Genomic DNA, 24,335 nt, shown 5'->3' with positions numbered 1-24,335 from the left:
CCGGGAATCCCCGGGTCGGGAGTGGTCGTGACCTCACGTACAGCGCAGCAGAGCACCAGCACCGCGCAGCAGCAGTCCACCCGCAAGACGCCTCGCCAGGCAGCATCCGCACGTCCCGATCAGGACCTGCGCACCTACGTGCTCGACACGTCGGTGCTGCTGAGCGATCCGCAGGCGTTCTTCCGATTCGCCGAGCATTCCGTCGTGCTTCCCGTCGTCGTGATCAGCGAGCTCGAGGGAAAGCGCAACGACCCGGAGATCGGCTACTTCGCTCGTCAGGCCCTCCGGCATCTCGACGATCTGCGCATCGAGCACGGGCGCCTGGACTTCCCGGTCGAGGTCGGTGAGGGCGGCACCCTGAGGGTCGAGCTCGCCAATACCGACGTCTCGGTGCTCCCCGCCGGCATCCGCCTCAGCGACAACGACAGCCGGATCCTCTCTGTGGCCATGCACCTCGCCCAGGACGGGCAGGACGTGACGATCGTCTCGAAGGATCTGCCGATGCGCGTGAAGGCCGCGTCGCTCGGACTCCGCGCCGAGGAGTACCTCGCCGAACAGGCCGTCGACTCGGGGTGGACAGGCATCACCACCCTCGACCTCTCCGGCGACGAGATCAGCGATCTGTACGAGAGCGAGGTCGGACTCAGCGAGGATGCTCGCGGGCTGCCGGTGAACACGGGTCTCATCATCCACTCGGAGCGAGGATCCGCCCTCGGGCGCGTGACCGGCGACGGCGAGTACAAGCTCGTACGAGGCGACCGCGAGGTCTTCGGAATGCACGGGCGCTCGGCCGAGCAGCGCATCGCGATCGACCTGCTGCTCGACCCCGAGGTCGGGATCGTGTCGCTGGGCGGACGGGCGGGAACCGGCAAGTCGGCTCTGGCGCTGTGCGCAGGGCTCGAGTCGGTGCTCGAACGGCAGCAGCAGAAGAAGATCATCGTGTTCCGGCCGCTGTTCGCGGTCGGCGGCCAGGATCTCGGATACCTCCCCGGCGACCGCGACGAGAAGATGGGCCCGTGGGGACAGGCGGTGTTCGACACCCTCGGCTCGGTGGTCTCGGGCAACGTCATGGAAGAGGTCGTCGAGCGGGGCATCCTCGAAGTGCTGCCGCTGACGCACATTCGCGGTCGCTCACTCCACGACGCCTTCGTGATCGTGGACGAGGCGCAGTCGCTGGAACGCAACGTGCTGCTCACGGTGCTCAGCCGCATGGGGCAGAACTCGCGGGTGATCCTCACTCACGACGTGGGACAGCGCGACAACCTGCGTGTCGGCCGACACGACGGCATCGCCTCGGTCATCGAGACGCTGAAGGGCCACGACCTGTTCGCCCACGTCACGCTGATGCGCTCGGAGCGCTCGGCGATCGCGGCGCTCGTGACCGAGCTGCTGGAGGGGTCTGAACTCAGCTGAGCCGGGGTCGCCCCTGGCGGCCGACACGCCAGATGTCGGACGGAAAATGTGTTGTCATCCACCGATCTGGCGTGTCGGCCCCCGGGACTGCGGTCAGCCGTGGTCTCGGAGGCGGAGCATCGCGCCCAGAATCGCGGCCTGCACCGCTGGCCAATCATGAACGATCTGGGCGTAGGTGAATCGGAGGGTCTCGTACCCGAGTCGGGATGCCGCGGCGTCCCTGACCATATCTGCATGGCGCCTGTCTCCGCCCGCGTGGTTCTCCTTTCCGTCGACCTCGATGATCAGGCGGTCTCCGACGACGAAGTCGACGCGACCGACGTCGGGGATGTGCACCTGCGTGGCCAGCACGATGCCGATGATGTGCAATCTCAGTCGCAGAAGCGACTCCAGCCCGCTCTGCGCATCGGTGCGCGCGAGATCGACGAGCCAGCGAGCGGATGCCGGCAGCGCTCGCCGTATCCGTTGAAGGCCTGCGCGACTCACCTTGCGCATGTTCATCGCCGACTCCAGCGAGACGAAGAACGACTCGTCGCCTTCGCAATGGTGCAGGTGGATGAGTACCGTCTCCACGTCGACGACGCCGAGCGGCACCTCGCCGCGGAAGTAGTGACTCGTGCACCGGCATCCGCGATGCGCGAAACGGCGACCGCGACGCCCCACCCAGACATGCGGCCGGAGATCGTCGTCCATCACCCAGATGCCGTGCTTCCGGAGCGCCACGGAGCAGGTGAGCGCCCCGCCGTGCTGCGCGGCGGCGCGGACCTCGGCGTGCAGGGTCGTCGTGCCGAACACTCCGGGCCGAAGCCTCTCCACTTCGCCTTCGCGAACGGCTCGCGACAGCCGCGGCCGGCTTATGCCGTGGGCCTGCAACGTTGTGCCGCGAGCGACGCTGCCGAGGGACACGAGGACCGTTCGAGGATCGAGCATAGACCTCATCGTGCGGTGTGAGCCGTGCGCGGGCATTCACCGTTCCCCGGATCCGACGGGAACGGTGAACAACCCGTCTGCTGCGCGCCGATGTGCAGGACGACACAAACGAGGGCCGGCACACCAGGTGTCGGACGGAAAACGCGTTCTCGTCCACCGATCTGGCGTGTCGGCCCCCAAAGTGGAACGCCGACGCGGGATTACCCCGCGAGCCTGGCGTCAGCCGGCGTGCGTCATCGACAGCAGGTCGAGCTTCTCGTCGAGCTGCTCGAGCGTCAGCTCGCCGCGCTCGACGTAGCCGAGGTCGATCACCGCGTCGCGCACCGTGATGCCCTTGGCGACCGAGTGCTTCGCGATCTTCGCAGCGGCCTCGTAGCCGATGAGCTTGTTCAGCGGCGTGACGATCGACGGGCTCATGCCGGCGAAGGCGGCGGCGCGGTCGAGGTTCGCCTGCAGGCCGTCGATCGTCTTGTCCGCGAGCACGCGCGAGGCGTTGGAGAGCAGACGGATCGATTCGAGCAGGGCGGTGCCCATCACGGGAATCGCGACGTTCAGCTCGAAGGCACCGGATGCTCCGGCCCACGCCACGGTCGCGTCGTTGCCGATCACACGGGCGCAGACCATCAGCACGGCCTCCGGGACGACCGGGTTGACCTTTCCGGGCATGATCGAGGAGCCGGGCTGCAGGTCGGGGATGTGCAGCTCACCGAGGCCGGTGTTGGGGCCGGAGCCCATCCAGCGCAGGTCGTTGTTGATCTTCGTGAGCGAGACGGCGATCGTGCGGAGAGCTCCGGATGCCTCGACGAGGCCGTCGCGGTTCGCCTGAGCCTCGAAGTGATCCTTCGCCTCGGTGATGGGCAGCTCGGTCTCGGCGGCGAGCAGCGCGATGACCTTCTGCGGGAAGCCGAGCGGCGTGTTGATGCCGGTGCCGACTGCGGTTCCGCCCAGCGGAACCTCGGCGACGCGGGGGAGTGCGGACTGCACGCGCTCGATGCCGAGGCGGATCTGGCGTGCGTAGCCGCCGAACTCCTGGCCCAGGGTGACGGGCGTGGCGTCCATGAGGTGGGTGCGGCCGGACTTGACGGCATCCTTCCACAGCTCGGCCTTCGCCTCGAGCGCCACCGCGAGGTGGTCGAGCGCCGGGATCAGCGTGTCGATGAGCGCCTGGGTCACGGCGATGTGCACCGAAGTCGGGAAGACGTCGTTCGACGACTGCGAGGCGTTCACGTGGTCGTTCGGGTGCACGGTCGAGCCGAGGATGCGGGACGCGAGCGTCGCGAGCACCTCGTTCATGTTCATGTTCGACGACGTGCCTGAACCGGTCTGGTAGGTGTCGACGGGGAACTCGCCGTCGTGCGCTCCGGACGCGACCTGGTCGGCCGCCTGCGCGATCGCGTCGGCGATGGTGCCGTCGAGCGTGCCCAGCTCCTTGTTCGCGAGGGCCGCGGCCTTCTTGATGCGCGCAAGGGCGGCGATCTGCGTCGACTCCAGCCCCTTGCCGGAGATCGGGAAGTTCTCCACTGCGCGCTGCGTCTGCGCACCGTAGAGCGCGTTCACGGGCACCCGGACCTCGCCCATGGTGTCGTGCTCGATGCGGTACTGCGGGTCGTCGCCGCTGCGCTCCTGGGTGACTTCGCCGCTGCGCTCCTGGGTGACTTCGCCGCTGCGCTGGTGTGTGTCGGTCATTCCGAACCCTCCTTGGTTTCGGGGGCGTTCCCCTGGATGTGTGTGTGGTGCTATCGGGGGTCTGTGGTGTCGAGGCCGACCGTGATGACGGGAACGGCGGTGCCCTCGGACAGGCGGTAGTTCGCGCCGACGATGCCCAGTCGCCCCTCGGCGACGGCGTTGCTGATCAGCTCGGACGACTGCAGAAGATCGCGCACGGTGTTGCGCAGGTGCTCCTGGCCGACGAGCTCGGAGTCGATGTCGGCGACCGTGGTGCCGCCGCTCTCGACCAGAACCTTCCGGGCAGCCGGCACGATCGGCGCGATGAGCTTCCAGATGTGCGGGGGGAGAGGGGCGGCATCGATCGCCGTGCCGTCGATCGCGGCACGGACCGCACCGCAGGAGTCATGCGCCAGTACGACGATCAGCGGCACCTCGAGCACCGCGACCGCGTACTCCAGGCTCGCGACGATCGACTCGCCGATGACCTGTCCGGCGTTTCGCACGACGAAGAGATCGCCCAGCCCCAGGTCGAAGATGATCTCCGCCGCGAGACGCGAGTCGGAGCAACCGAAGAGCGTCGCCACCGGGTTCTGCGCGGAAGCGAGATCCTTGCGGCGAGCGACGTCCTGGTTCGGGTGTGCCGGGGCGTCGGCGACGAAGCGCTGATTCCCCTCCTGCATCTGCTGCCATGCCGCGGCGGGGGTGAGCGTCCGGGTCATTCTGCCTCCGAGAGCGAGTCGATCTGCGATGTGAGGGAAGCGGCGAGCTCGGCGGTCGAATCCGCTGAGCGCGAGCCGTAGAGGAGCACGTAGTCGGAACCGGCCTGACTGCCGATCGCGTAGGTGACGTTCTGCTTCGCGCCGGCATCGCCGGGCTCGTACACATCCCACTCGCGGCCGTCGATCGTGACGGAGTCGGTCGGCGCGGCGCCGTTCAGGCGCTGCGGCGCCCAGGACGAGTCGGCGTCGAACGCCTGCGCGAACTTGATGAATCCGCGCTCGTCCTCGTCCTTGGGGGCGAGGGTGACATCCCATACGACCGTCGAACCGCTCGTCAGCTCGGCCTTGTTCACCCGCCAGAACGTGCCGAGCTCGGGCACGATCACGGGGCGGTCCATGGTCGATTCGACGTCGGCGGCGATGCCGGGCAGATCGACGTGAGGGGCGGATGCCGGTTCGCCTCGCGGTACGGCGAAGACGATGACCGCGACGACTGCGAGAGTGACGATGAGCGCCGCCACGAGACTGCGGACGTTCTGGCTGGCGCGGTAGGCACGGCTGGATTCGGCCTTGCGCGCGGCCGTCTCCTCAGGGGTCTCCGGCCTCCCCAGCTCGGCGACGATGGGCGCGGGCTTGTTCACGATTCGTCCTCGTCGGATGCGGCGGAGCGGGCGGCGTCGAGGCGGCGCTTCGCGCCGAGCAGCCATTCCTCGCACCGGGCGGCGAGCGCTTCGCCCCGCTCCCAGAGTGCCAGGGACTGCTCGAGGGTCGGTGCGCCCTGCTCGAGCTCGGACACGACCCGGACGAGCTCGTCACGAGCGGCTTCGAACGACAGGGTCTCAACGGGGGTGTCGTTCTGGGCGCTCACCCCTCCATCCTACGTCGTCGCGGTCGGCCCGCCCTCCGAGACCTCCCCGTCGGAGACCGCGGCGACCGAGCCGCGATCGACCGTGATCGTGAGAGCGGTGCCCGCAGGTGCATCGGCCGCGTCACGCAGGATCACACCGCCCTCGAGATGCGCGATCGCGTAGCCCCGTGCGAGGGTCGCTGCGGGCGAGAGCGCCCGCAGCGATGCGCGCAGCTCGGTGGTCTTGCGCCCGGCCGAATCCAGCTGCCTGGCGACGGTGTCGCGGCCGCGCGACAGCAAGAGCCACAGCTCCTGGGCCCGGTTCTCGATGATCGGGTCGGGGGAGCGCAGAGCCGGACGCGAGCGCAGCTGCTCGAGCTGCGCGATGTCATGGCCGACACGATGAGTCAGTCGCGTCGTCGCCCTCGAGCGCAGCTGCGCGATGAGTGCTCGCTGCTCGCCGACATCGGGCACGACGCGCTTGGCGGCATCGGTCGGCGTCGACGCGCGGAGATCGGCGACGTCGTCGAGCAGTGGATGGTCGTTCTCGTGTCCGATCGCGCTGACGACAGGGGTGGATGCCGCCGCCACGGCCCGCACGAGACGCTCGTCGCTGAACCCGAGGAGCGTCTGCGGGTCGCCGCCCCCGCGGGCGATGACGATCACGTCGACCTCGGGATCGGCGTCGAGACGGGCGAGCGCAGCCAGGGTCTCGGGCACGCAGCGCTCGCCCTGCACCGCGGCGTACTCGGTGCGGAAGCGCACCTGCGGCCAGCGCAGCTCGGCGTTGCGGTGCACGTCCTTCTCAGCATCCGATCGCTCGCCTGTGATCAGGCCGATCATATGGGGGAGGAAGGGGAGACGCTTCTTGCGCGCCGGATCGAACAGGCCCTCATGGCGCAGCTGCGCGCGCAGCTTCTCGAGCCGCTCCAGCTGGTCGCCGAGGCCGACGTGCTTCATCGCCGACACCGCGAAGCTGAAATCGCCGCTCTTGACGAAGTAGTCCGATTTGACTGCGGCCACGACGTGGTCGCCGACGCCGAGGTCACTCGGGATCCGTGCGCGAACGCTCGACCAGATGCGGATCGAGATCTGGGCGTCGGAGCGCGTGTCCTTGAGACGGGCGAACACGTTGCCGGCGCGGAGATTCCACGAGGTGATCTCTCCCTCGACCCACACCGTGTTCCACCGGGCGACGAAGTCGCGGATGGTGGCATTCAGGCGCGCGACCGACGTCGGCGCATCCGCCGTGGAATCACGGGGCGCGACCGCATCGGCCGGGGGCGTCTCGCCGGGGCCCGTCGCGACTTCGAAGACCGTCATGTGCTCTCGTCTCTACCCGGCTCTGCACAGCTTGGCGGCGGTAGAATTCTCAAGTGACTTCGACTGCCGTGCATCTGCCTGTCCCGCGTATCCCACGAGTGCGCGCGGCTGCCGGGCGGCTTCAGGATAACCCGGTCGACGGACACAAGAGAGTTCTGCTCGCCGCTCCCCGTGGTTACTGCGCCGGCGTGGACCGCGCCGTGGTCGCCGTCGAGAAGGCCCTCGAGCGGTACGGCGCCCCCGTGTACGTCCGCAAGCAGATCGTGCACAACATCCACGTCGTCACCGAACTCGAGGCCAAGGGCGCGATCTTCGTCGAGGAGGTCGACGAGGTGCCGGAGGGGGCTCACGTCGTCTTCAGCGCGCACGGCGTGTCTCCGGCCGTCGTGAACGCCGCATCCGACCGCGGCCTGCATGCGATCGACGCAACCTGCCCGCTGGTGACCAAGGTGCATCGCGAGGCCGTCCGCTTCGCCCGCGACGACTTCGAGATCCTGCTGATCGGTCACGAAGGGCACGAGGAGGTCGAGGGCACCGCCGGTGAAGCGCCCGAGCACGTCACCATCGTGAACTCGCCGGCCGAGGCCGACACCGTGCAGGTGAAGGACCCGTCGAAGGTCGTCTGGCTCTCCCAGACCACGCTCTCGGTCGACGAGACCATGGAGACGGTGAACCGGCTGCGCACGCGCTTCCCCGAGCTGCACAACCCGCCGTCCGACGACATCTGCTACGCCACGCAGAATCGCCAGGTGGCGATCAAGAAGGTCGCCGCTGCCGCGGATCTCGTGATCGTGGTGGGCTCGTCGAACTCGTCGAACAGCGTGCGCCTCGTCGAGGTCGCCCTCGAGCACGGCGCCAAGGCCGCCTACCGGGTCGACTACGCCGAAGAGGTGAAGCAGGAGTGGCTCGACGGAGTCGAGACGGTCGGCGTGACGAGCGGAGCATCCGTTCCGGAGGTTCTCGTGCGCGAAGTGCTCGAAGCGCTCGACGGTGCCGGGTATCACGACGTCGAAGAGGTGCGCACAGCGGAGGAGGATCTCATGTTCTCCCTGCCCAAGGAGCTGCGTCAGGACGCGGCGGGTCAGCGCGACGCGCGAGCGCTCGGCGGCCGCGTCTCCGGTTCAGCGGTCTGATCTCTGCGGTCCCACGCTCCTGATCGAAAAGAACTGCATCTAGCGTTTTGGCATGCGCTTTCCTATGATCAGAGTTGTAGCGGTCAGAACATCGACGTTACGGGTGGTGGATCGTCCCCAGCGTTCCGCAACCGACTTGGATGACGAGCGTCCCCAGTGCTCCGAGTCCGCGGCCCCGAAGAAGTCCCCACTTCGCCGGGGCCGCCATCATGTTCGGGGTCGGCTGTGAAGGGCTCCGACAGCGGGCCGTTAGCATGGCGGGATGAGTGATCAACGGCCCCAGTACGGCGAAATCGCGACTCCGGAGGAGCAGCGAAGAGCTGCGGGACTCCCTCCTCTGAGCGAGGCGGCGCCCGTGGCAGCCGAGCTTCCGGAGGCCGGCAAGGCGTCTTCTGCACCGGCATCCGCCCGGCCCCACCCCGCTGATCGCTTCGCGACGATCGCGCTCCTCGCCTACGGGCTCGTGAACGTCGTGATGACGGGGATCTCCTATCTCGACCTGCCCACTGTGCTCACCGAGGTCATGAAGATCCTCGGCATCGACGGCGAGTTCACCGAGTATGCGGCGGGCCGGGCGTGGGGAACCGCCGCCGCCGTCGTGCTCGTGATCGGCTGGACCGTGACCGCAGTGCTGTCCGGACGCAGGCTGCGTCGCGGCCGGATCACCTGGTGGCTCCCGATCGTGGGAGCGGTCGTGACGTCGTTCCTCGCGGCGATCTGCGTCATGATCGCGATGATGGGCGATCCGGCGTTCGCGAACTACATCGTCAAGGCCGGCTCGTGAGCCGGGTCGTCGCGGTCTGTGCCGTGCATCAGCTGCTGCCGGACGAAGGAACCGTCGGCATCACCGCGATCGACAAGCGCGCAGTCGTTGGGCCCGTGAAGATCGGACCCTACGGGGTGTACGCGGATGTGCAGGCTGACCGCAAGCACCACGGCGGTCTCGAGAAGGCGCTGTACGCGTATTCGCAGGAGGATGCCGAGTACTGGGCGGCGGAGCTGGAGCGGCAGCTGCCGCCGGGCTGGTTCGGTGAGAACCTGCGCGTCGAGGGCCTCGACGTGAACGCCGCCCGGATCGGGGAGCAGTGGCAGATCGGGGCGCACGTGATCGTCGAGGTCACGATGCCGCGGACGCCCTGTCAGACATTCGCGCGGCGTGTGGGCGGCGAGGCGGAAAGAGGCTGGGTGAAGCGCTTCTCCCAGGCTCGGCGCCTGGGGCCGTACCTGAGGGTCGTCAAGAACGGAAAGGTGCAGGCAGGCGACGAGATCGTCGTGCTCCACCGGCCTGAGGGCGCTCCCACGATCCTCGACATCTACCGGGGCCCCTGACCCGCTGAGGGCGGCTCCCGAGGGGAGCCGCCCTCAGCGGGTGCCGGCCGTCAGTGGCTGTTGCCGCTGTTGAAGTGGTAGTCGCCGTGGCCGTGGGCTCCGTCGCCGTGCGCGCTGGGGCCGCGACCGTCCGTGCCGGGCTCGACGTGGTTGGTCTTCGTGTGCACGATGTCGTAGAACACTGTGGTGTCGGCCGGGTTCGGGTACACCCGGTAGGTGAAGACGTTCTTGTCGAGCTGGACGATCGGGACCACGCGCTGGAACAGGACCTGCCCGGCGTCGTTCTTCGCTGCGATCCACCGGCTCGAGCCGTCAGGGGTGACCGACCAGTCGCCGTGCATTTTCGGGCTGTCGTCGAGGTTGTACATCGTGAACGTGCCATCGGCCTTGAAATAGGCCCAGCCGACGAAGTTGCTGACAGCCGGGTCGTCGAGTGCGATGCGGTCGCCGTTCTGGTCGACGGCGCTTGTCGTCTTCCACGGGGTGGACGCGAGGACGTCGGACGGCGTCTGCACGGTGCGCGACCAGGAGGCGGATGCCGGAGTGGCGGGTGCCGCGGCGGCGGCCGTCGTCGGGGCGATCGCCAGGGCGGCGAGCACGACGGTCGAGGCGGCGACAGCGGTACGGCGGGTGATCAGCGAGGTGATGTTCATGCCTTCAACGCTACGAATGGGGCTCCGGTGCCGCATCATCCGATCGGCTATCACTCGGGCTCCGAGTGGCCGATCCGCCTGCAGACGCGAGAATGCCCCGGCCGTGCGGCCGGGGCATTCCTCAGGGTGATGCGGTCAGCTCTTCGACTGGCCGTACGAGCCGAGCTGGCGAGTCGACTCGACCACGCGTGCGGCCATCGCCGATTCGGCGATCTTGCCCCAGGCGCGCGGGTCGTACAGCTTCTTGTTGCCGACCTCGCCGTCGACCTTCAGGACGCCGTCGTAGTTCTTGAACATGTAGTCCGCGATCGCGCGGGTGAACGCGTACTGGGTGTCGGTGTCGATGTTCATTTTGATGACGCCGTTCGCGACGGCGGTGGCGATCTCCGCATCGGTGGACCCGGAGCCGCCGTGGAAGACGAGATCGAGCGGGTTCGCTGCGGTGTTGTACTTCGCCGCGACCTGGGCCTGGATCTCGCCGAGGAGCTCGGGGCGCAGCTTCACGCCGCCCGGCTTGTAGACGCCGTGCACGTTGCCGAAGGTGAGGGCAGCGATGTAGCGGCCCTGCTCGCCGAGCCCGAGGGCCTGGACGGCCTGGTCGACGTCGGCGAAAGTCGTGTAGAGAGCTTCGTTGGAGCCCTCGTGCTGCACACCGTCCTCCTCGCCGCCGACGACGCCGATCTCGACCTCGAGGATCGCGTTGATGGCCTTGATGCGGGGGAGGAGATCCTTGGCGATCTCGATGTTCTCGGCCAGCGGGACCGCCGAGCCGTCCCACATGTGCGACTGGAAGATCGGGTTGCGGCCGGCCTTGACCTCTTCTTCCGAAGCGGCGATCAGCGGCTCGACGAAGCCCGCGAGTGCGTCCTTGGGGCAGTGGTCGGTGTGCAGGGCGACGGTGACCGGGTAGTTCTTCGCGACCTCGGTGGCGTACCGGGCGAAGGCGAGGGCGCCGGTGGCGCGAGCCTTCACCGTGTGGCCTGCGAAGTAGTCGGCACCGCCTGTGGTCACCTGGATGATGCCGTCCGAGCCCGCCTCGGTCAGGCCCTGAAGGACGGCGTTGATGGTCTGCGAGCTGGAGACGTTGAATGCGGGGTACGCGAAGCCGCCGGCCTTCGCGCGGTCGAGCATTTCGGCGTACTGATCCGGGGTGGCGACGGGCATGAGAACTCCTGCGATAGGTGAAGCCGGGACAGATGTCACTCTAGCCGGGCGGGCGGACGGATGCCGTCGGGGTGACGCCACGCAGCCCGCCCACCTGCCGCCCTGTTAAGAATCGCGATTCCTTCGCTCTCTTCGATGTGAAAACCCGGGTTCTGGACCGGGGAAATGGATACTGTTGCGGCATGGTGAGTCTGACTGGTGATCTGAGCCCTCTTCGTCCCGACCGCAACCTCGCGATGGAGCTGGTCCGCGCGACCGAGGCGGCCGCGATCCGCGCCGTCCCCTTCATCGGACGAGGCGCGAAGGAGGCGGCCGACGGGGCCGCGGTCGACGCCATGCGGGCATTCCTCGGAACGGTCGCGTTCCAGGGGCGCGTCGTGATCGGCGAGGGTGAAAAGGACAACGCGCCCATGCTGTTCAACGGCGAGGTCGTCGGAACCGGGACAGGTCCGCTCTGCGACATCGCTGTGGATCCCATCGATGGCACCTCTCTCACTGCGGCGGGTCGCCAGAACGCTCTGTCGGTCATCGCGGTGTCAGATCGTGGCACCATGCTCGACGCGTCGAGCGTCTTCTACATGGACAAGCTCGTCACCGGCCCCGCGGGGGTCGGCGTCGTCGACATCCGTCTTCCCATCGGCGAGAACATCCGCCGTCTCTCCGCGGCACTGGGCAAGCCCGTCGACGAGATCGTCGTGTCGGTGCTGAATCGGCCGCGTCATGAACAGCTCATCCAGGAGATCCGGGATGCTGGAGCCGGCACCCGCCTGATGAGCGACGGCGACGTCGCCGGCGGCATCAACGCCGCGCGTCACGGGGCGCGCACCGACATGTGCGTCGGCGTCGGCGGAAGCCCCGAGGGCATCGTGACCGCCTGTGCGATCAAGGCCCTCGGCGGCCACATCCAAGGCCGCCTCTGGCCGCGCGACGACGATGAGCGGCAGCGCGGCATCGATGCGGGCCTCGACATGGACAAGGTCTACGAGGCCGACGACCTCGTCAAGGGCGACAACACGATCTTCGTGGCCACGGGCGTCACCGATGGACAGCTGGTCGCCGGCGTGCGGCGCGAGGCCGGGTACATCTACACCGAGAGCGTCGTGCTGCGCGGCGCCTCAGGGACCCTGCGTCGCATCGCCTCGGAGCACCTCGTGTCGAAGTGGCTCTGAGCAGTCTGCGCGGCTGAACCGCCGTCCCACATCGTTACCGAGACGGAATCGCGCCCGCGAGCGCGCTCACGGACGTCGGCAGCGCACCGTGTCACAATTGTCACTGGGTTTCTCACCGCCGATGGGCCGCACGGCACCGCAGGCACAGGAGGCGAGCAGATGACGACGCAGCACACGAACGGCCCCAAGGCCGCAGACACCAAGATCGTGACGACCAGCACCGGTCGCATCCTCCGGGTCAGCGCCGACGCTGTCGACGCAGCGACGCGGCCTGCCGTGCCGGCCGCTGCCGTGCACACGATCGATCCAGCCCGCCGGGCCGATGTCCTCTTCCGCAAGCGCCGCGATGAGGGTCACGAGCTGAGCGCCTGGTGGATGATCGGCGCGTTCCTCGCGACGAGCGGACTGGTGATCCTGCTGCTCTCGGGAGTGCCCGGCGTCGCCTGACACCCTTCGGCTCACACGTCGTCGATCCGGTTCCGGATCTCGCCGATCTCGGCGCGCACAGGTTCTGCGGATTCTTCCGAGTGCGGATATCGCATCTCGAGAGCCTCCGCATCCGTCGACGTCTCGCCGACGAGCTCGGCTGCGGTGAAGCGACGCGCGCTCGCGTCGATCACCCGCGGCGCGGCGTCGAGCGCCGAGGAATCGATGCCCGGGAACTGGCGCGCAGTGACAAGCACGCGGCTTTCCAGCGAGCCGGCGAAGCGGTTGTAACTGTCGACGGTGCGCTCGAGAGCCTTGCGCAGATCGTCTGCATGTCCGGCGAGCACTCCGAGACGGTCGTACAGCTGGGTGCCGAGATCGAGCAGAGCCTTCGCCTCGGTCGACACCTCCTGTTGCGTCCAGGTGTAGGCGACCGTCTTGAGCACGGCCCAGAGGTTGACAGGCGACGCGAGCGCGACGCGGCGACTGAAGGCGTAATCGAGCAGCGTGGGGTCTTCGTCGATCGCGGCGGCGAGCAGCGACTCGCTGGGCAGGAAGCAGATCACGAACTCGGGGCTCGCGTCGAGGCCCGACCAGTACGCCTTCTTGCTGAGAGCGTCGATGTGCGCGCGCACGGCCTTCACGTGCCTCTGCATGTGCACGCGTCGCTGGCTTTCGTGGGCGTCGCCGCCGGGCAGCGCGGAGGCCTCCAGATAGGCGTCGAGCGGGACCTTGGCGTCGACGGGGATCGATGCTCCACCGGCGAGTCGGATGACCATGTCGGGGCGGCCGACACCGCGATCGGAGGAGATCGTCGACTGCAGATCGAAGTCGACGTGGCGGGTCAGTCCCGCGGCCTCGACCACGCGCCTCAGCTGAGTCTCGCCCCAGACGCCGCGCGTGGCCGTCGACTTCAGAGCTCCGGCGAGGGACTCGGTCGTGGCGCGCAGCGCCTCGTCGGACTCCTGTGCGCGTCGCAGCTGCTCGGCCAGCGAGCCGAACTGCGCCTGGCGCTCCTGCTCGATCGCCGCCACCTTGTTCTGCATCTGCTGCAGACTCTCGCGCACGGGCGCGAGGGCGGTGAGCACGGCGTTCTGCTGCTGCACCCGCAGCGCCTCGGCCCTCTGCTCCTCACGGGAATGCTCCACCGCATCGCGGTACAGGTCGTACTGCCTGTCGCGGTCGTCGCGCACTGCCGTGAGTTCCGCCTCGGCGCGCGCCAGATCGGCGGCGCCCCGGGATGCGCGCAGGAACCACCCGACCGCCGCGCCTGCGGCGAGGGCGATGAGAACAAGAACCGCGGTGAGAGCATCCATGTCGATCATGATGCCCGCAGCATCCGACATCGCGTCGTACCTGCGATCCTGAGCCGTGACGGCTTGGCCCTCGGCCGCTGCCTCCCAGAAAGACCAGAGGGATCAATCGCGGGGCGGGATGCTCCGTTCGAACTCCGCGTAGTCGCTCACGGTCTTTCCCTCGGGCAGCTTCACGCACGCTGAGAAGGGCCAGATGCTGACCGACAGATCGTCCTCGTGGTACCGGGTCGCCCCCACGGTGAAGCCACCGGTGCTGAGATCGATCGTGACGTCACCGCGCTCAAGGCGCGCAGTGGGGAAATCGCCGCCCAGGTCGCCGACATGGTCCCAGCCCAGGGACTTGAGCTCAGCAGTGACCTGGTCGACCGCGGCCTGCATGCTCTCGCCGACTTTGGCGCTGGCGCCAGCGTGGTATTCAGCACCCCACCCGGTCAGGCTCCCGCCGCATTGCTCCAGCCGCCCGGTCGCACTGGCTTCAGCGAGTCCCGCGGCGGCGAGCGCCGTCAGGACGTCTTGAGCGGCATCATCGATGGTCGCCGCCTTCTCCTCGATCGCCGCGCGAGGGTCATCGGGGGCCCCCGAGCAGCCGCTGATGACCAGCGTGACGAGGGCGAGAGCTGCTGCGGCCGCGATCCGGATGTTCATTCTCGATACCCTGTCTTCGAACTTCCCGGTGTCTTCGCGGTCGGGGTGCGGTCAGCTTCCGGATCCTGCGCGAAGTCCCACCATCGATCGTATGAATGCTCCGCGGCATTTATGTCGTCTGCCTGCCCGTCAACGATACGCCCGAGGTTATACAACGACTCACTGTCGCGGTCGAAGTACTTGACATGGTCGTCGGTGTTGTAATGCGGAGCGTCGTACCCGAAGCCTCGGGCAGTTCCCGTGTCGCGTTGACGGTCCACGGCCTCCGCCTCGAACCGGTGCGCACCGAAATCCTCTGAGGAGGGGTCGGTGCCGAGTCCGGCGTCGAAGAGCCTGTCCTTACCCACCCATCCCTCGTCGCCCAGAGTCGCGACGAGATCGCTGCTGTTCCTGCCGACGTAGACGTGGTCGGCGCCGACGCTGAAATCGGAGGCGCTGTCTGCCGGGCCGGTACCGGGACTGCCGACCAGAGCGATGTCCTCGACGGCGAGGTCATGCTCGGTCGCGGCATAGGACGTCGCCGTCGAGCCATAACTGTGGCCGATCGCCGTCATGTGTGCGGGGTCGTCTGCGCGAGATGCTCTCAGCCCGTCCACCGCGGTTGCGAGGCGGTCGCCTCCGTCTGCCGCATAGCGCTCCAGCGGGACCTCGCCCCATTCGAGCAGATCACCTGCGGGAGTGTCGTACCCGAGCCAGAACAGTGTGGCGACGCTGGAGCCGTCGCCGTTGTACCGTGCGCTCTCGTAGAGGTCGGCGGCCTGCTGCGCGTAGTACGGTGCATCATCCATCTCCGTGCGGATGCCGGGGATCTGGATCGACACGTCATCGGCTGTATCGAGGTCGCCCACGCCGATCGCCACGCGACCGTCACCGTCGAACGCGTCGGGGTCGTACAGCCACAGCGTGCCGCCGGGCTTGTCATCGGTGCCGGGAACGATGTAGTCGTCTGCGAGCTTCAGGGCCTTCTCCGCCGCCTCCGCGTTCTCGAGCCGCTGTCGCTCGTCGGAGGTGAGCGTTCCGGCCTCCTCCTTCAGACGGAGCTCGGTCAGGTCGCTGTCGAGCAGCAGCCGGTTCGCGTCGTCGCGCGCCGACGACGGCAGGCCGTCGGCGCTTCCGAACCGCTCGGGATACGCGGCGATCAGTGCGTCCTGTTCGGCCTCGGTGAGGCCTGCCCACCACTCCGCCATCTTCTTCGGGCCGTCGCCGGCAGCGGGCATGCCTCCGATCGCGGCGAGGGCAAGCGGATCGATGCCTCCGTCGGCCTGCCCCGCCTCGGCCGCGGTGTCAGCCCCGGTGAAGAGCTGCACGAGGAAGTCCTCGTTGGCGGTCACGCGCTGACCGAAGCTGGAGATGTCGGACACGAGCCAGCTGTACCGCGTCGTCAGGCGGCGCGCGCGCTCCTGCAGCACCGCGATCTCGGCCTCGGTCACGTCATCGGCGGCGTCCACATCCGCCATGAGGTCTTTCCGGTCTCGGCGGTAGGTGGAGATCTCGCCGTTGAGGTCGATGTGGTCACTGAGGAGCGTCCGCAGCTGCTCGGCGAAGACGTCCACACCGCGGGCCACGCGCTTGAGGGTGGCGGCCATGGGCTCGTGCTTCTCTGCGAACGCCGCTGCGTGGCTGGAGTACGCCGATGCGGCATCCCCTACCCACAGGTAGCTCGGAGACGCGAGGGCGGCCGCCTCCTCGGCGAACTCGCTGATCCGCGCTGCGTTGGACAGCAGGGTGCTGGACAGCGTCTCGGCCGCGGCAGGCGTGCCCTCGGGGCGCTCGACGGGGTCGATGGTCGGGGGCACGTAGATCGTCGTCATCGTGCTTCCAGCTGTTCCATGCGGCCGGCGATCTCGTCGTCGAAGCTCGTGTAGGCTCCGTGCGTGGACCGCAGCTCGTCGGCGTACACGTCCGAGGCGACGGACGCTCTCCGCTCGGTCGTCTCCCACATCTCGAGGAAGACGCGCGACGGGCCCTGAGCGACCGAGGGGAGTCCTCCTGTCGACGCGGACGACAGCCCTTCGGCGGCTGCGCGAAGCTGTGACGCCTGTGTGCCCCATCGGGGGATCAGGATGGCCGTGGCCATCGGGTCGTACCACACGCCCCCGGTCATGACGCCGAGCCGATCAGCTCGCGGGCGCGGCTCGTGCCGACGGTCAGCCCTGTCGATGTGAGGCGCAGGAACAGGCGCCCTGTCTCGGGCGCGTACCCGAACAGCAGGCTCTCCGCGCCGAGCTCGCCCGGGCGATCGGCTGTGACCCGCGGCATGCCGGTGGGCGGGATGAACACCTGCCAGCCGTCGGACGTGAGCAGGTCGCCGGCCTCGCGGAGGTGGCCGATGCCGGCGGTTCGGCTGACGCCGTCGAGCGTCAGCGTGACGGTGTGACGCACCGAGTCGCGGGTCGGCCCGGGGATCCATCGACTCGCCGGCACCGGCATCCCGTGTCCGACCAGCCGCGCCCAGCTGTCATCCGCTTCCGACGTCTCGAGCCCGGCAAACGGCTCCGGGGCCCGGAGCGGAAGTCCTGATTCCCCGGCCGTCGCAGGTTCCGGCGGCAGGATGACGATGTCGAGATCGGGATGCCGTCGTCGCACCACGGACCAGAACGGATCGTCCATCACGGATTCTGCGTCGGCGTTCGACATCGAGCCCCCCTCGGCTTGGCTGTCTTCATGCTAGGGGCGCTCCGCATCGGAGCCGAGGGGGAGGACTCCCCAAGGCGGTTTCGTGCGCGGGTGCGGCGACGGGTGACGGTGCTCGGCGGCGTCAGGCCACGGCGCGCTCGAGGAGCGCCGGAGCCGGTTCCTTGATCTGCAGGCCGAGCGCCTGCGCGAGCGAGAAGACGTCAGCGGCTCCGGCGAGGCGCGCCGCGTCGATCACGATCTGCGCGCAGGCGCGGGCGTCGGCGAGAGCGTCGTGATGCGAGAACTCGGCGAAGCCTGCGGCGGCCGCGGCCTTCGGGAGCCGGTAGGAGTCGAGGTCGTAGGTCTTGCGGGCGACCTGCAGGCTGCACAGCGAGCGGTACGGAGGGCAGACGAGGTCGGTGACCTCCGACGCCCGGCGAAGCACGTTCACGTCGAATCCGGCGTTGTGGGCGACCAGCACGTCGGCGCCCGCGAACCCGCACAGCCGGTCGAACTGCGCGACCCACGAATCGGCGCCGAGCACGTCTTCGGGGCGGATGCCGTGGATCCGGACGTTCCACTCCTGGAACTCGTCGTGGCCTGCGGGCGGCTGGATCAGCCAGCTCGCGGTGGCGACGACGCGACCGTCGCGCACACGCACGAGACCCACGGAACAGGCGGATGCCGGGCTGGAGTTCGCTGTCTCGAAGTCGATCGCTGTGAAGTCCAGTGGCACCTCTCCACCTTCTCCCCGGGGGCGCAGCGGTCCCGGAAGACTCGCCGTAGGCTGACGACATGACTGACGAGAAGGCGACCTCGTTCGGAGCAGAGGCCGACAACTATGAAGCGGGCCGGCCCGACTACCACTTCGGGGCGGTCGCCTGGATGCTCGAGCCGATGCCCGCGGGATCGCGGCGCATCGCCGACGTCGGCGCGGGAACGGGCAAGCTCACGCGGGTGCTCGCGAAGGCGCCCGACGCGGAAGTCGTGGCGATCGACCCGGACCCCGCGATGCTGGCGACCCTCCGAGCGACGACCCCCGGCGTGCCGACATTCCTCGGCTCGGCCGAATCGCTTCCGCTGCCCGGTGCGTCCGTCGACGCGGTCGTGCTCGGGCAGGCCTGGCACTGGGTCGATCCGGTGGCCGCGTCTGCCGAGATCGGCCGGGTCGTGCGCAGCGGGGGAGTGCTCGGACTGATCTGGAACATCCGCGACGAGCGCGAGGACTGGGTGCGCCGGCTCACCGAGATCATGCACGGAAGCAACGCCGAGGTGATGCTCGCCGACGGCGGACCGGTCGTCGCCGCGCCGTTCGGCGCGCTGGAGGAGGCCTCGTGGGAGTGGGTGCGCCCGATCACGCGTGAGCAGCTGCACGCGATGGCCGCGTCTCGCAGCTACATCATCACGGCATCACCCGAGGAGAAGACCCGTATCCGCGTCGAGATGGACGCGCTGTTCGACGAGCTCGGTCTGCACGCTGACGCGACGATCGATCTGCCCTATGTCACGCGCGCGTTCCGGTCGGTGCGCGAGTAGCCGCAGCATCCGCGCCGGTAGACTCGACTCCCGTGGCTCTTACTATCGGGATCGTCGGCCTGCCCAACGTCGGCAAGTCCACCCTCTTCAACGCTCTGACCAAGAACGATGTGCTCGCGGCGAACTATCCGTTCGCGACGATCGAGCCCAATGTCGGCGTGGTCAACCTGCCAGACCCGCGTCTGAACACGCTCGCGGAGATCTTCGGCAGCGAGCGCATCCTGCCTGCGGCGGTGTCGTTCGTCGACATCGCCGGCATCGTGCGCGGCGCGAGTGAGGGCGAGGGCCTCGGCAACAAGTTCCTCGCGAACATCCGAGAAGCGGATGCGATCGCTCAGGTCGTGCGCGGATTCGCCGACGACGACGTCGTGCACGTCGATGGAGCGGTGAACCCGGCATCCGACATGGAGACCATCAACGCCGAGCTCATGCTCGCCGACCTCGAGACGATCGACCGGGCCATCACCCGGTACGAGAAGGAGGTCCGGGGCAAGAAGATCGAGCCCCTCGTCCTCGAGACCGCCGTGGCCGCGAAGGATGCGCTCGAGCGCGGCATCCTGCTGTCGGTCTCCGGCCTCGACCTCGCGCCGATCCGCGAACTCGGCCTGCTCACCTCGAAGCCGGTCATCTTCGTCTTCAACGTCGACGAGGCCGTGCTGACGGATGCTGCGCGCAAGGAGGAGCTCGCCGCTCTCGTCGCTCCGGCGAAGGCGATCTTCCTCGACGCGAAGATCGAGTCCGAGCTGATCGACCTCGACCCCGAAGACGCTGCAGAGCTGCTCGCGTCGACCGGACAGGACGAATCGGGTCTCGATCAGCTCGCCCGCATCGGATTCGACACCCTCGGTCTGCAGACCTATCTGACCGCCGGGCCGAAGGAAGCGCGTGCCTGGACGATCGGCAAGGGCTGGAAGGCGCCGCAGGCCGCCGGCGTCATCCACACCGACTTCGAGAAGGGCTTCATCAAGGCCGAGGTCATCTCGTTCGACGATCTCGTCGAGACCGGCTCGGTCGCCGAGGCCCGCGCCAAGGGCAAGGCCCGTCTCGAAGGCAAGGACTACGTCATGCAGGACGGCGACGTGGTCGAGTTCCGCTTCAACAACTGAGCGGGGACAGCAGTTCGAACCGCTCGCAGACGACCGGCATCTTCGTGTCGAAGTCGTAGGGTGTGTGCTCGAGCGAGCCGCGCCACGCCCGCTCGTGCTCGGCTCGCCAGTAGTCCAGCGACCGGTCGCCTTCGCCCTCGAGAGCGGCGTGCTCCGGCGAGACGTCCTCGAAAGGGACGATCTCCACCTCCGTCGTGCGGATGAGTGCGCGTGGCGCACCCGCACCGTCGAGGACGATCGCGAGCTCGCCGGGCTGCGGAAGGGGGTCGCCGTCGATCTCGAATTCCCAGAGAGCGCTCGCCATCGCCGTCTTCTCGCCCCGCAGCGTGAGCTCGAGCAGCTCATCGGCGAGTGCGGGAGAGTCGCCGAACGACCACGCGAGCGGCACCGACGCGTCGATGCGCATCCCTGTCGACTGCCAGAACCGTTCGATCTGCTGAGCGTGATCCACGGCACCATTCTGCCCCGTCCGATGTGGAGCGGACTTCGCTCAGGTCATCGCCTCGTGGGTCTTCGGCGTGACTGCTCGGCGGCCCGCGAGGGACACGAGCCCATAGCCGAGGGCGATCCCGATGGACTGCAGAGCCAGCAGCAGGGGCGCCGTGATCGCGCCGCGCAGGAAGAGCAGAGCGCTGCCGGCGAGGACCGCGTGCATGATGACGCCGGAGAGCAGCACCGGCAGGATCGCGATCCGGCGGAACGGACCGTGACGCCCGGTCGTCGCCAGCAGAGCCCAGGCGCTCAGCGGCACGAAGAGCAGGATCGCCGTCAGCAGGCCAGGGTCGTACTCGCGAGAGACGATCGCGGGAACGATATGCACGAGAGCGTTGATCGCGATGACGCCCCACAGAGTGAGGCCGATCAGTCGCTTGCCGGCGAACAGCGCCGCGAGGGGCGCCGCGACCCAGACGAGCGGAAGGTTGACGAAGAGGAAGAATGCGGTGGGCAGCGCACAGTCTGGGTACGGCGGCTGGTCGAGCACCGTGCAGAGGGAGTCCGGGAACGCGTGCTCGACGCCGGTCGCGGAGATGCCGTATTCCTCGACGTTGTGCAGCATGTACGTCGCCACGGACAGGAACGACAGCCATCGAGGGTCTCGCCACCGCGGGCGACGGGCGTCCGCGCGCAGCAGGTCGGTGCCGAAAAGCAAGACGACGATGACGCCGGCGAAGCACAACCCGAGCCAGGGCCACGCATAGTCGAACCACCCGAACACGCTCACATCCTAGGGCCCGGGCGCAGCCCACCGAATGTCCGCGGTGGAAGGCTCGCATCCGAGCCCGTGCTACCCGATGTCGGCGCCCGGTGCGACGATTGACGCATGCCAGAGTCTCCGGAGGTGCAGGCTCTCGTCGAGTTCCTTGACGGGAGGGTCCACGACCGTGTGATCGCGGAGCTCGACATCGCCGAGTTCCGCATCGTCAAGACGCGTGATCGGCCGCCGGCGTCGCTCGTCGGTGCCCGGATCATCGGCATGAGCCGCTTCGGCAAGCATGTCGGGTTCGAGACGTCGGCCGGGTGGCTGATGATCGGTTTCGGCCGCAACGGCTGGATCCGATGGCAGGCCGCCGGCGAGCCCTCGAGCGATGAGCCGGTGCCCGAAGTCGCTCGGATCGTGTTCGATGACGGTGCAGTGATGCGGGTCGTCGACACGGGGGACTTCCTCGCCGTCACGGCATCGGTGGCGGATGCTCCGACCGATGTGGCCGGAATCGCGGCGCTCGGGCCGGATCCGCTCTCGCCCGACTTCTCTCGTGAAGACCTGGAGCGTGCGCTCGGGGCGCGCCGGAAGCAGATCAAGGCGCTGCTGCAGGAGCAGGCATCCCTTGCGGGGATCGGGAACGCCTACTCGGATGAGATCCTGCACGCGGCGAAGCTGTCGCCGACTGTGCACGCTGCGGTTCTCGGCGGCGGCGACAGGGAGCGGCTCTACCGCGCCATCGTCGACATCATGGGGGATGCGGTCGCGGATCGCCGAGGATTGCCGCCGGACCGGCTCAAACAGGCGAAGGTCGCGGCCATGGCGGTGCACGGCCGCGGGGGAGAACCATGCCCTGTCTGCGCGACGCCGATCGTCGACCGCATGTTCGGCGGCGCATCAGCGCAGTTCTGTCCGCATTGCCAGCCGGAGCACGCCGGCACCTGATCTGCCGGTTGCCTCGTGATTGGTCAGTTTACGCTGTATAGTCAGCGTATGCTGACCATTGCAAGTCGCCTCGATGTCATGAACCGACTCGGCCGTGCGATGGCAGACCCGACGCGGTCCCGCATCCTGATGACGCTGCTCGACGGACCCAGCCATCCCGCAGAGCTCTCGCGGGATCTCGAGCTGACGCGCACGAACGTGTCGAACCATCTCGCGTGCCTGCGTGACTGCGGCATCGTGGTCGCGGAGTCCGAGGGGCGACGGACGCGATATGAGATCGCCGACGCGCACCTTGCTGCCGCGCTCACTGCACTCGTCGACGTGACGCTGGCAGTGGACCGGAGTGCTCCGTGCACCGATACGCGATGTGCCGTTCCTGGATGTTGTGACGCGGGAGTCGCGCAGTGACGGCGGTCGTCGTGGAGTCTGACCGTCGCGACGTGCTGCGCCGACGGATCAGGACCGTCGTCGCGATCACGATCGCCTGGAACATCGTCGAGGCGATCGTCGCCGTGCTCGCCGGTGCCGTCGCGTCGTCGGCCGCGCTGGTCGGGTTCGGTCTTGATTCCGTTGTCGAGGTGCTCTCCGCCTGCGCAGTGGCCTGGCAGTTCTCTGCTCGGGACCCGGATAAACGCGAGAAGACCGCGCTGCGGATCATCGCCGTGTCGTTCTTCGCACTGGCGGTCTACGTCTCGGTCGATGCCGTGCTGTCGTTCGCCGGCCTGCGCGAGCCGGAGCATTCCCCTGTCGGGATCGCACTCGCAGCCCTGAGTCTCGTCGTCATGCCGTTCCTGAGCTGGTTCGAGCGTCGCACCGGGCGCGAGCTCCGCTCGGCTTCGGCCGTCGCCGACTCGAAGCAGACGCTGATCTGCACGTATCTGAGTGCGGCTCTTCTCGTCGGGCTCCTGCTGAACAGCGTCTTCGGCTGGGTGTGGGCCGACGCGGCGGCCGCTCTTGTGATCGCCGTAGTCGCGGTGCGCGAGGGCGTCGAGGCGTGGAAGGGCGACGCCTGCTGCGTGGTGCCCGTCGCAGCGCTCACAGGGGAGCGCGAAGCGGACGGCTGCGACGACGGATGCTGTCGCTGAGCGGATCGCCTGTGCCTCTGCCCGTGCCAGACGAGGATCGAGCGTCTGAGCGGCTCAAGCTACGCTGGATTCGACCCCTGAACGCCGAGCGAGGAGCCGCACCCGATGACCGAGACCCAGATCTTCGAGCCCGAAGGCCGTGCCATCCCCTTCGTCGACGAAGGCGACGGACCGGTCAAGCTCGTTCTGATCCAGGAGTACGGGCTGGCGGCGGACGTCCTGGGCGTGGTCGCGCACTACCTCGCAGAGGAAGCGGGATTCCACGTGCTGCGCATCGGCCACCGCTCGGGTGCCGCCGAGGCGACCTCCGACGACCGCGTCGCCGACGCGCTCGCCGTCGTCGACCACGTCGGCATCCAGGACTCGTGGTTCGGCGGTCACGGATTCGGCGGAACCGTCGCCCGGGCTCTGGTGTCCGCCCACCCGGACCGCGCGAACGGCCTGCTCATGCTGGGCGTCGAAGACGTCGACATCCCGATCGCCCCCTCGATCCCGGTGCTCATCGTGCAGGGTGATGACGACACTGTGACCCCGGCGGCGAACGCCGAGCGTCTGCGCTCGACCGCCCCCGACCGCGCGAGCATCAAGCCGATCCCCGGGGATCACCTCTTCCCCATGCACCACCCGATCGAGACCGCGGTCGTGATCGAGGAGTACCTCGACTGGGACTGACGCGCGGAGCGTCGGCTGCTAGCGCCCCTGGCGCTTCTTATAGGGCTTCGGCTGTCCCTTGACGACGGGGGCTCTGCCCTTTCCCTTCGACGCCTTCGCCTTGCCTCCGGCCGGGACGATCGGCTTCGCCGCGGGCGCGGGCGCCGCCGCGATCCTCTCGCGGGCCTCGCCGAGCAGCAGGACTCCGGCCGGGGTCAGCTTGGTGTCACCACCGCGCGTGATCAGCGGATGCCCGACCTCGGTCTCGAGTTTCTCGAGGGACGAGTACAGCGAGGCCAGCGGGATGCCCAGCGCCGCCGCGGCGCGCGGAAAGTGCAGCTCCTCGGCGACGGCGACGAACCGCCGGAGGTCGATGATCTTCACGGCATCCGCTCCTTTCCCGCGCGGAACGCGGACAGTCCTCCAGCGTACGCGGCCCGCGCCATTCGGCGTACGCTGG

General features: G+C 68.3%; 29 protein-coding genes. 12 read left to right on the top strand and 17 right to left on the bottom strand.

Annotation, left to right across the window (positions count from 1 at the left end):
* Positions 1 to 126 precede the first annotated feature (126 nt).
* Entirely contained in the window at positions 127 to 1,413 is a 1,287-nt protein-coding gene (locus RS84_RS18045; protein ID WP_235281543.1) for a PhoH family protein, read from the top strand.
* 93 nt (positions 1,414 to 1,506) lie between these two features.
* Here the strand turns inward: RS84_RS18045 and RS84_RS18040 are convergent, their stop codons facing one another.
* The 6 genes from RS84_RS18040 to xseA form a co-directional block, all read right to left on the bottom strand.
* The gene (locus RS84_RS18040; RefSeq protein ID WP_045259085.1) at positions 1,507 to 2,343 is read right to left on the bottom strand and encodes a type IV toxin-antitoxin system AbiEi family antitoxin domain-containing protein; all 837 of its coding nucleotides are present in this window, start codon (positions 2,341 to 2,343) and stop codon (positions 1,507 to 1,509) included.
* Between the two features lie 219 nt (positions 2,344 to 2,562).
* A complete protein-coding gene (locus tag RS84_RS18035) occupies positions 2,563 to 4,029 on the bottom strand; it encodes a class II fumarate hydratase (protein ID WP_082062255.1) in 1,467 nt (488 codons plus the stop codon).
* Between the two features lie 50 nt (positions 4,030 to 4,079).
* Positions 4,080 to 4,730, bottom strand: a complete 651-nt coding sequence (locus tag RS84_RS18030; RefSeq protein WP_045259084.1) for a carbonic anhydrase — start codon at positions 4,728 to 4,730, stop codon at positions 4,080 to 4,082.
* Positions 4,727 to 5,371 carry a DUF4245 family protein gene (locus tag RS84_RS18025; RefSeq protein ID WP_045259083.1) on the bottom strand — a complete coding sequence of 215 codons (645 nt, stop codon included), beginning with the start codon at positions 5,369 to 5,371 and terminating at the stop codon, positions 4,727 to 4,729. Before RS84_RS18025 ends, RS84_RS18030 begins: the two co-directional genes overlap by 4 nt.
* Complete coding sequence (locus RS84_RS18020; RefSeq protein WP_045259082.1) at positions 5,368 to 5,598, bottom strand: exodeoxyribonuclease VII small subunit; 231 nt, start codon at positions 5,596 to 5,598, stop codon at positions 5,368 to 5,370. The genes RS84_RS18025 and RS84_RS18020 overlap by 4 nt, the downstream gene beginning before the upstream one ends.
* Before the next feature lie 9 nt (positions 5,599 to 5,607).
* Positions 5,608 to 6,900 (bottom strand): exodeoxyribonuclease VII large subunit, encoded by a 1,293-nt coding sequence (gene xseA, locus RS84_RS18015; protein ID WP_045259081.1) that lies wholly within the window; start codon positions 6,898 to 6,900, stop codon positions 5,608 to 5,610.
* An 89-nt stretch (positions 6,901 to 6,989) separates the two neighbouring features.
* On the opposite strand from xseA, the gene RS84_RS18010 reads away from it, so the two are divergent.
* The 3 genes from RS84_RS18010 (at position 6,990) to RS84_RS18000 (ending at position 9,362) form a co-directional block, all read left to right on the top strand.
* Positions 6,990 to 8,033, top strand: a complete 1,044-nt coding sequence (locus RS84_RS18010) for a 4-hydroxy-3-methylbut-2-enyl diphosphate reductase (protein ID WP_045259323.1) — start codon at positions 6,990 to 6,992, stop codon at positions 8,031 to 8,033.
* 262 nt (positions 8,034 to 8,295) lie between these two features.
* Positions 8,296 to 8,817 carry a DUF6264 family protein gene (locus tag RS84_RS18005; RefSeq protein WP_045259080.1) on the top strand — a complete coding sequence of 174 codons (522 nt, stop codon included), beginning with the start codon at positions 8,296 to 8,298 and terminating at the stop codon, positions 8,815 to 8,817.
* Positions 8,814 to 9,362, top strand: coding sequence for an MOSC domain-containing protein (locus RS84_RS18000; RefSeq protein ID WP_045259079.1), 549 nt, complete (start codon positions 8,814 to 8,816; stop codon positions 9,360 to 9,362). The genes RS84_RS18005 and RS84_RS18000 overlap by 4 nt, the downstream gene beginning before the upstream one ends.
* A 50-nt stretch (positions 9,363 to 9,412) precedes the next feature.
* Here RS84_RS18000 and RS84_RS17995 read toward each other — a convergent pair whose 3' ends face one another.
* Together RS84_RS17995 and fbaA are read right to left on the bottom strand one after the other, a co-directional pair.
* Positions 9,413 to 10,015 (bottom strand): DUF4822 domain-containing protein, encoded by a 603-nt coding sequence (locus RS84_RS17995; RefSeq protein WP_052676434.1) that lies wholly within the window; start codon positions 10,013 to 10,015, stop codon positions 9,413 to 9,415.
* 135 nt (positions 10,016 to 10,150) lie between these two features.
* Complete coding sequence (gene fbaA / locus RS84_RS17990) at positions 10,151 to 11,179, bottom strand: class II fructose-bisphosphate aldolase (RefSeq protein WP_045259078.1); 1,029 nt, start codon at positions 11,177 to 11,179, stop codon at positions 10,151 to 10,153.
* A gap of 182 nt (positions 11,180 to 11,361) precedes the next feature.
* Between fbaA and glpX the strand changes: the two genes are divergently transcribed.
* Positions 11,362 to 12,348: a class II fructose-bisphosphatase gene (gene glpX / locus RS84_RS17985; protein WP_045259077.1), complete on the top strand. Its 987-nt coding sequence runs from the start codon at positions 11,362 to 11,364 to the stop codon at positions 12,346 to 12,348.
* Between the two features lie 159 nt (positions 12,349 to 12,507).
* Positions 12,508 to 12,795, top strand: coding sequence for a hypothetical protein (locus tag RS84_RS17980; RefSeq protein ID WP_045259076.1), 288 nt, complete (start codon positions 12,508 to 12,510; stop codon positions 12,793 to 12,795).
* An 11-nt stretch (positions 12,796 to 12,806) separates the two neighbouring features.
* On the opposite strand, the gene RS84_RS17975 is transcribed toward RS84_RS17980, so the two are convergent.
* The 6 genes from RS84_RS17975 to RS84_RS17950 form a co-directional block, all read right to left on the bottom strand.
* Positions 12,807 to 14,090 (bottom strand): DNA recombination protein RmuC, encoded by a 1,284-nt coding sequence (locus tag RS84_RS17975; RefSeq protein ID WP_200892043.1) that lies wholly within the window; start codon positions 14,088 to 14,090, stop codon positions 12,807 to 12,809.
* Positions 14,091 to 14,192: 102 nt separating this feature from the next.
* Complete coding sequence (locus RS84_RS17970) at positions 14,193 to 14,735, bottom strand: hypothetical protein (protein WP_045259074.1); 543 nt, start codon at positions 14,733 to 14,735, stop codon at positions 14,193 to 14,195.
* The gene (locus RS84_RS17965; protein WP_045259073.1) at positions 14,732 to 16,546 is read right to left on the bottom strand and encodes an alpha/beta hydrolase; all 1,815 of its coding nucleotides are present in this window, start codon (positions 16,544 to 16,546) and stop codon (positions 14,732 to 14,734) included. The genes RS84_RS17970 and RS84_RS17965 overlap by 4 nt, the downstream gene beginning before the upstream one ends.
* On the bottom strand, positions 16,543 to 16,839 hold the full coding sequence (locus tag RS84_RS19395; protein ID WP_045259072.1) for a hypothetical protein: 297 nt from the start codon (positions 16,837 to 16,839) through the stop codon (positions 16,543 to 16,545). The genes RS84_RS17965 and RS84_RS19395 overlap by 4 nt, the downstream gene beginning before the upstream one ends.
* Complete coding sequence (locus RS84_RS17955; RefSeq protein WP_045259071.1) at positions 16,836 to 17,372, bottom strand: hypothetical protein; 537 nt, start codon at positions 17,370 to 17,372, stop codon at positions 16,836 to 16,838. Before RS84_RS17955 ends, RS84_RS19395 begins: the two co-directional genes overlap by 4 nt.
* 121 nt (positions 17,373 to 17,493) lie before the next feature.
* Entirely contained in the window at positions 17,494 to 18,087 is a 594-nt protein-coding gene (locus RS84_RS17950; protein ID WP_045259070.1) for a 3'-5' exonuclease, read from the bottom strand.
* Between the two features lie 59 nt (positions 18,088 to 18,146).
* On the opposite strand from RS84_RS17950, the gene RS84_RS17945 reads away from it, so the two are divergent.
* A complete protein-coding gene (locus RS84_RS17945) occupies positions 18,147 to 18,887 on the top strand; it encodes a class I SAM-dependent methyltransferase (protein ID WP_045259069.1) in 741 nt (246 codons plus the stop codon).
* A gap of 32 nt (positions 18,888 to 18,919) precedes the next feature.
* Positions 18,920 to 19,993, top strand: coding sequence for a redox-regulated ATPase YchF (ychF, locus tag RS84_RS17940; RefSeq protein WP_045259068.1), 1,074 nt, complete (start codon positions 18,920 to 18,922; stop codon positions 19,991 to 19,993).
* Here ychF and RS84_RS17935 read toward each other — a convergent pair.
* Both RS84_RS17935 and RS84_RS17930 read right to left on the bottom strand, forming a co-directional pair.
* Positions 19,983 to 20,444 (bottom strand): ASCH domain-containing protein, encoded by a 462-nt coding sequence (locus tag RS84_RS17935; RefSeq protein ID WP_235281526.1) that lies wholly within the window; start codon positions 20,442 to 20,444, stop codon positions 19,983 to 19,985. The genes ychF and RS84_RS17935 overlap by 11 nt on opposite strands.
* A 39-nt stretch (positions 20,445 to 20,483) precedes the next feature.
* Entirely contained in the window at positions 20,484 to 21,209 is a 726-nt protein-coding gene (locus RS84_RS17930) for an HXXEE domain-containing protein (protein WP_045259067.1), read from the bottom strand.
* A 105-nt stretch (positions 21,210 to 21,314) separates the two neighbouring features.
* Between RS84_RS17930 and RS84_RS17925 the strand changes: the two genes are divergently transcribed.
* The 4 genes from RS84_RS17925 to RS84_RS17910 all read left to right on the top strand — a co-directional run bounded on the left by RS84_RS17925 (position 21,315) and on the right by RS84_RS17910 (position 23,896).
* The gene (locus RS84_RS17925) at positions 21,315 to 22,139 is read left to right on the top strand and encodes an Fpg/Nei family DNA glycosylase (protein WP_045259066.1); all 825 of its coding nucleotides are present in this window, start codon (positions 21,315 to 21,317) and stop codon (positions 22,137 to 22,139) included.
* A gap of 48 nt (positions 22,140 to 22,187) precedes the next feature.
* Positions 22,188 to 22,547, top strand: coding sequence for a Cd(II)/Pb(II)-sensing metalloregulatory transcriptional regulator CmtR (gene cmtR, locus RS84_RS17920; RefSeq protein ID WP_045259065.1), 360 nt, complete (start codon positions 22,188 to 22,190; stop codon positions 22,545 to 22,547).
* Positions 22,548 to 22,558: 11 nt separating this feature from the next.
* Positions 22,559 to 23,224, top strand: a complete 666-nt coding sequence (locus RS84_RS17915) for a cation transporter (protein WP_235281525.1) — start codon at positions 22,559 to 22,561, stop codon at positions 23,222 to 23,224.
* Positions 23,225 to 23,329: 105 nt separating this feature from the next.
* Positions 23,330 to 23,896: an alpha/beta fold hydrolase gene (locus RS84_RS17910; protein ID WP_045259063.1), complete on the top strand. Its 567-nt coding sequence runs from the start codon at positions 23,330 to 23,332 to the stop codon at positions 23,894 to 23,896.
* An 18-nt stretch (positions 23,897 to 23,914) separates the two neighbouring features.
* Here RS84_RS17910 and RS84_RS17905 read toward each other — a convergent pair whose 3' ends face one another.
* Entirely contained in the window at positions 23,915 to 24,259 is a 345-nt protein-coding gene (locus RS84_RS17905) for a LysR family transcriptional regulator (protein WP_052676433.1), read from the bottom strand.
* Between the last annotated feature and the right edge of the window lie 76 nt (positions 24,260 to 24,335).

The sequence above is a fragment of the Microbacterium hydrocarbonoxydans genome (genome assembly GCF_000956475.1).
Taxonomy (GTDB): domain Bacteria; phylum Actinomycetota; class Actinomycetes; order Actinomycetales; family Microbacteriaceae; genus Microbacterium; species Microbacterium hydrocarbonoxydans_A.
Note: the sequence above shows the minus strand (reverse complement) of the source record. Positions and strands in the feature narration are given on the sequence as shown.

Bases quoted from the DNA above. Each gene is read 5' to 3' on its own strand.
- RS84_RS18035 (WP_082062255.1), bottom strand. From the start codon at position 4,029: ATGACCGACACACACCAGCGCAGCGGCGAAGTCACCCAGGAGCGCAGC.
- RS84_RS17925 (WP_045259066.1), top strand. From the start codon at position 21,315: ATGCCAGAGTCTCCGGAGGTGCAGGCTCTCGTCGAGTTCCTTGACGGG.
- RS84_RS18030 (WP_045259084.1), bottom strand. From the start codon at position 4,730: ATGACCCGGACGCTCACCCCCGCCGCGGCATGGCAGCAGATGCAGGAG.
- RS84_RS17945 (WP_045259069.1), top strand. From the start codon at position 18,147: ATGACTGACGAGAAGGCGACCTCGTTCGGAGCAGAGGCCGACAACTAT.
- RS84_RS17980 (WP_045259076.1), top strand. From the start codon at position 12,508: ATGACGACGCAGCACACGAACGGCCCCAAGGCCGCAGACACCAAGATC.
- RS84_RS17955 (WP_045259071.1), bottom strand. From the start codon at position 17,372: ATGTCGAACGCCGACGCAGAATCCGTGATGGACGATCCGTTCTGGTCC.
- RS84_RS17910 (WP_045259063.1), top strand. From the start codon at position 23,330: ATGACCGAGACCCAGATCTTCGAGCCCGAAGGCCGTGCCATCCCCTTC.
- RS84_RS17975 (WP_200892043.1), bottom strand. From the start codon at position 14,090: ATGGATGCTCTCACCGCGGTTCTTGTTCTCATCGCCCTCGCCGCAGGC.
- fbaA (WP_045259078.1), bottom strand. From the start codon at position 11,179: ATGCCCGTCGCCACCCCGGATCAGTACGCCGAAATGCTCGACCGCGCG.
- xseA (WP_045259081.1), bottom strand. From the start codon at position 6,900: ATGACGGTCTTCGAAGTCGCGACGGGCCCCGGCGAGACGCCCCCGGCC.
- RS84_RS17995 (WP_052676434.1), bottom strand. From the start codon at position 10,015: ATGAACATCACCTCGCTGATCACCCGCCGTACCGCTGTCGCCGCCTCG.
- RS84_RS18040 (WP_045259085.1), bottom strand. From the start codon at position 2,343: ATGCTCGATCCTCGAACGGTCCTCGTGTCCCTCGGCAGCGTCGCTCGC.
- RS84_RS18005 (WP_045259080.1), top strand. From the start codon at position 8,296: ATGAGTGATCAACGGCCCCAGTACGGCGAAATCGCGACTCCGGAGGAG.
- cmtR (WP_045259065.1), top strand. From the start codon at position 22,188: ATGCTGACCATTGCAAGTCGCCTCGATGTCATGAACCGACTCGGCCGT.
- RS84_RS19395 (WP_045259072.1), bottom strand. From the start codon at position 16,839: ATGACCGGGGGCGTGTGGTACGACCCGATGGCCACGGCCATCCTGATC.
- RS84_RS17965 (WP_045259073.1), bottom strand. From the start codon at position 16,546: ATGACGACGATCTACGTGCCCCCGACCATCGACCCCGTCGAGCGCCCC.
- RS84_RS17970 (WP_045259074.1), bottom strand. From the start codon at position 14,735: ATGAACATCCGGATCGCGGCCGCAGCAGCTCTCGCCCTCGTCACGCTG.
- glpX (WP_045259077.1), top strand. From the start codon at position 11,362: ATGGTGAGTCTGACTGGTGATCTGAGCCCTCTTCGTCCCGACCGCAAC.